Here is a 2,375-nt window from a genome sequence, read left to right on the forward strand (position 1 = left end):
ACGACGTAGTCGGTTTTAAAAAGCTCCAAGCACGCCTCCATCAGCAGCTTTTCAGCGAACGGATCGCCCACCTGCACGGTCGGGCGCAGAGATTTGTTCGCGTCGTTAAAGCTATCGCTCGCCATCACGGCTCCACCGAGCCCGTCGCGACCGGTCTTAGAGCCCACGTAGATTACGCTATTGCCCACGCCTTCGGCCCTGCCGTAAAAAATTTCATCCTTTTTAACGATACCTAGCGCAAAGGCATTAACCAAAATATTGCCGTCAAAGCTCTTATCGAAGCTCGTCTCGCCGCCGATCGTAGGGATGCCCATGCAGTTGCCGTAGTGAGCGATGCCTGCAACCGCGCCTTTAAGCAGATAGCGCTGCTTGCGCGCATTCTCGCTTCTTCCACGCACCTCGCCGAAACGAAGCGAGTTCATATTGGCTTCGACGCGCGCGCCCATTGTAAAGATATCGCGCAGTATCCCGCCCACGCCTGTCGCAGCGCCCTGAAACGGCTCTATGAAGCTAGGGTGGTTGTGGCTTTCCATCTTAAAAACTGCAGCCATGCCGCCGCCGATGTCGATGACGCCTGCGTTTTCGCCCGGGCCTTGGATGACCCAAGGCGCCTTGGTCGGGAAGCCGCTTAAGTATTTTTTGCTCGATTTGTAGCTGCAGTGCTCACTCCACATCGCGCTAAAAATCCCAAGCTCGAGCAGATTCGGCTCGCGACCTAAAATTTTTAAAATTTTTTCATATTCTTCGTCTGAAATTTTATGTGCCGCTATCGTTTTTTTATCCATTTTTTCGCCCTTTTCGCCGTTAAATTTAAGTCGTAATAATAACTAAAATTTTCTATCATTTCGATTAATCTTCGCCCTTTTTAAGATACTTCTCGTAAAGTTTCGCCTCTTTTAAAAACGCGTAAAACGCGTTAATGTTTGCCGTGATAAATCCCTTGCGCCCGTCAAAAAGCGATCTGCGCAAAATGTATGATTTAAAAAACGCAAACGGATAGATCAGCAAAAGCTTCGCAAGGCTCGGCTTTTTGCCCTTCTCAAAATCCCCCTGCGCGCGCAGCGTGGAGTAGTTGTTGTTTTTTGTAACGAGTTCGGCGATCGGCTTTTCGCTAAAGTGATTAATGCAAAATTTGCTCTTTTTTACAGCGCCTTTTATGATCGAAATTTGCGCGTGCACCCCCATATTTTTATACTCGCCGCACTCCTTGCGAAAGAAGCGGATGTGAGTATTTTTGCGCACGAGATCCGAGCACTTGCGCCCTAGCGAGTATTCGTGAAATTTAATATCCAGCGCAGAGTAATCGCTCTGGCTCATAAACTCCTCTATCTCGCCTTTTAGCTCAGGACTCACCTCCTCGTCGCCGTCGAGATTGAGCACCCATTCGTTGCTGCAGAGCGAAAACGCATAGTTTTTCTGCACCCCCTCGCCCTGCCAGTCGTGGTGGTAAATTTTATCGGTAAATTTACGCGCGATCTGCAGCGTGGCATCGGTGCTGCCGCTATCTACGATTATGATCTCGGCGAAATCCGCCACGCTACGCAGCATACGCTCGATATGGCGCTCCTCATTCATCACTATCGCATAAACGGACGCTTTAATCATAGTTTGTTCCTTATCCTCGTAAATTTCAGCCAAAAATCAAAAAACCCCTCCGTGCCCAAAATGCCGATACGCTTTACGACATATTTGTCGTCGCCCGCCTCGTAAAGTCCGCGCTTGACGACTACTGCGCCTTTGAAATTTGATCTAGCGATATTTAAAATTTCGTCGTTAAATTTACCGTACGGGTAGGCAAACACTTCGCACGGCCGCCCACAAATACGCGTTACGCGAACCTTGGATGCGATGATCTCGTCTGCTGCGAGCTGCGGATCGCTCGCGTAGGTAAGGTCTAAATTTACGTGGTGCATCGTATGCGCGCCGAACTCCACCAGCCCGCTTGCTTGCATTTTTAAAATTTGCTCCTCGCTCAGCATCCTTGCAAGATGGGCCGTGTTAGCGCGCTCCCAGTCATTTTGCACGGCGTCCGGCACCAAAAATATGCTCGCTTTAAAATCGTATTTTTTCAAAATTTCAAAGGCGTCGGTAAAGTTATTTTCAAACCCGTCGTCGAACGTGATGCAAACCGCCTTTTTAGGCAGCCGCTCTAGCGCGATAAGCTCGCTAAGCTTAAAGCTTTTAAAGCCGTTTTTTGCAAGCCACGCGATCTGCCTCTCAAAATCCGCGGGTCTTAGCCGCCATTTGTCGAATTTATCGCCCTTGTGCTCCTCTACGCTATGATACATCAGCACCCGCGCCTTATGCCAGCCCTGCGGGATCCGCCACCAGTTATACCGCAGCGAAACGCCCGCTACGGCGGCAAAGATCAGAAA

At 49.7% G+C, this 2,375-nt stretch carries 3 protein-coding genes; all 3 read right to left on the reverse strand.

Features of this window, described 5'->3' with window-relative positions; all coding sequences use genetic code 11:
- A partial coding sequence (locus Q0369_RS02985) for an AIR synthase related protein (RefSeq protein ID WP_298095772.1) occupies window positions 1–785 on the reverse strand: 785 nt, incomplete at its 3' end.
- A gap of 64 nt (window positions 786–849) precedes the next feature.
- Complete coding sequence (locus tag Q0369_RS02990; RefSeq protein WP_297914661.1) at window positions 850–1,638, reverse strand: glycosyltransferase family 2 protein; 789 nt, start codon at window positions 1,636–1,638, stop codon at window positions 850–852.
- On the reverse strand, window positions 1,602–2,375 hold a 774-nt coding region (locus tag Q0369_RS02995), incomplete at its 5' end, for a polysaccharide deacetylase family protein (RefSeq protein ID WP_298095775.1). The genes Q0369_RS02990 and Q0369_RS02995, both read right to left, overlap by 37 nt.

Origin of the sequence: uncultured Campylobacter sp. (genome assembly GCF_938030685.1) — a bacterium.
Lineage (GTDB): Bacteria > Campylobacterota > Campylobacteria > Campylobacterales > Campylobacteraceae > Campylobacter_B.